The following is a 2,488-nucleotide window of genomic DNA, read 5'->3' as shown; positions in this document are numbered from 1 at the left end:
GTCATGCTGGCGCGTTTCCACAACGTCGCCGCCTCGCCGGAGCAGCTGGCGCACGAGTTCGCCGCCGATGGCCGGGCACTGTCCACGCCTGATCTGCTGTTGGCCGCGCGCAAACTGGGGCTCAAGGCCAAGTCCGCACGCAGTTCTCTCGACCGTCTTTCACATATCCCGCTGCCGGCCATCGCCGAGGACCATGAGGGGCGCTTCTTCATCATCGCCCGCCTCGACGACGACAAGGCACTGATCCACGATCCCCGCGCCCAGCGCCCGGAAGTGCTGAGTTTCGAGCAGTTGGAGCAGCGCTGGAACGGCCAGCTGCTGCTGATCCGCTCCGAGGCCTCGCTGGCCGGCGAGCTGTCCAGGTTCGATTTCACCTGGTTCATTCCGGCCATCATCAAGTACCGCAAGCTGCTGGGCGAAGTGCTGCTGGTGTCCTTCGTGCTGCAGCTGTTCGCCCTGGTCACGCCGCTGTTCTTCCAGGTGGTGATGGACAAGGTGCTGGTGCATCGCGGCCTGTCCACCCTGGATGTGATCGCCATCGGCCTGCTCGGGGTGATGGTGTTCGAGACGCTGCTCTCGGGCCTGCGCACCTACGTGTTCGCCCACACCGCCAGCCGCATCGACGTCGAACTGGGCTCGCGACTGTTCCGCCACCTCATCACCCTGCCGCTGGCCTATTTCCAGGCGCGGCGGGTCGGCGACTCGGTGGCGCGGGTGCGCGAGCTGGAGAACATCCGCAGCTTCCTCACCGGCAACACCATCACCCTGATCCTCGACGTGCTGTTCTCGGTGGTGTTCATCGCCGTGATGTTCTATTACAGCGGCTGGCTGACCCTGGTGGTGGCGCTGTCGCTGCCGCTGTACTTCCTCCTCTCGCTACTGATCACCCCGGTGCTGCGCGGGCGGCTGCAGGAGAGCTTCAACCGCGGCGCGGAAAACCAGGCCTTCCTGGTCGAGACCATCAACGGCATCGACACCCTCAAGGCCATGGCGGTGGAGCCGCAGATCGGCCGCAAGTGGGACAACCAGCTGGCGGCCTACGTAGCGGCCGGCTTCAAGACGCAGAACCTGTCGACCCTGGCCAACGAGGGCGTGGGGCTGATCAGCAAGCTGGTCACGGTTGCCACCCTCTGGCTGGGCGCGCGCCTGGTGATCGACGGCGATCTCACGGTTGGCCAGTTGATCGCCTTCAACATGCTCGCCGGACGGGTGTCGCAGCCGATCATCCGCCTGGCCCAGCTGTGGACCAACTTCCAGCAGACCGGCGTGTCGGTGCAGCGCCTGGGCGACATCCTCAACGCCCGCACCGAGCTGGCCCAGGCCACCCGCAGCACCCTGCCGACGCTGCGCGGCCAGGTCGAGTTCGACCAGGTGCATTTCCGCTATCGGCCCGATGGCTCCGAAGTGCTGCGCGGCATCAGCCTGCGCATCATGCCCGGCGAGGTGATCGGCGTGGTCGGCCGCTCCGGTTCCGGCAAGAGCACCGTCACGCGCCTGCTGCAACGCCTCTACACCCCCGAGCGCGGCCGGGTGCTGGTCGATGGCATGGACCTGGCCCTGGCCGACGTCTCCTCCCTGCGCCGACAGATCGGCGTGGTGTTGCAGGACAACATGCTGTTCGCCCGCAGCATCCGCGAGAACATTGCCCTGACCGATCCCGGCGCGCCGCTGGAGCTGGTGATGCAGGCGGCCAGGCTGGCCGGCGCCCACGAGTTCATCCTCGAGCTGCCGGAAGGCTACGACACCGTGGTCGGCGAGCACGGCGCCTCGCTCTCCGGCGGCCAGCGCCAGCGCATCGCCATCGCCCGAGCGCTGATCGGCAATCCGCGCATCCTGATCTTCGACGAGGCCACCAGCGCCCTGGACTACGAGTCCGAACGCATCATCCAGCAGAACATGCAGGCCATCTGCAAGGGGCGCACCGTGATCATCATCGCCCACCGCCTGTCCGCCGTGCGCGATGCCAACCGCATTCTGGTCATGGACCGCGGGCAGATCGTCGAGCAGGGCAGTCACGCCGAGCTGCTCGCCCACCAGACCGGCCACTACTCGCGCCTGCACCGCCTGCAGCAAGGCGGTGCCGCATGAGTGCCAAGCGCGACCTGCTCAACCGCTATCGCAAGAGCTGGCGCCACGCCTGGCGCAACCGCCAGGCCATGGAGGCTCCCGCTCGGCTGCCCCACGAGGTGCAGTTCCTGCCCGCCGCGCTGGCCTTGCAGGATGCCCCGGTGCACCCGGCGCCGCGCATCGCCCAGTGGACCATCATGGCCTTCGCCGCCCTGGCGCTGCTCTGGGCCTGCCTCGGCGAAATCGACGTGGTCGCCACCGCCACCGGCAAGGTGGTGCCCAGCGGCAAGAGTAAGGTCATCCAGTCCAGCGAGGTGGCGGTAATCAAGGCCATCCAGGTGGAGGACGGTCAGGCCGTGAAGGCCGGCGACCTGCTGGTGGAACTGGATGCGCAGATCACCGGCGCCGACGTGCAGCGCCT

Annotated in this window: 2 protein-coding genes; both read left to right on the top strand. The window is 67.5% G+C overall.

All coding sequences use genetic code 11. From position 1 onward, the window contains the following. The coding region (locus HNP49_RS18495; protein WP_184685788.1) for a type I secretion system permease/ATPase at positions 1-2,088 on the top strand (2,088 nt) is incomplete at its 5' end. Further along, positions 2,085-2,488, top strand: a 404-nt coding sequence (locus tag HNP49_RS18490; protein ID WP_184685786.1) for a biotin/lipoyl-binding protein, incomplete at its 3' end; no start/stop codon positions are given. The genes HNP49_RS18495 and HNP49_RS18490, both read left to right, overlap by 4 nt.

The sequence above is a fragment of the Pseudomonas fluvialis genome, from assembly GCF_014207935.1.
GTDB lineage: Bacteria > Pseudomonadota > Gammaproteobacteria > Pseudomonadales > Pseudomonadaceae > Aquipseudomonas > Aquipseudomonas fluvialis_A.
Note: the sequence above shows the minus strand (reverse complement) of the source record. Positions and strands in the feature narration are given on the sequence as shown.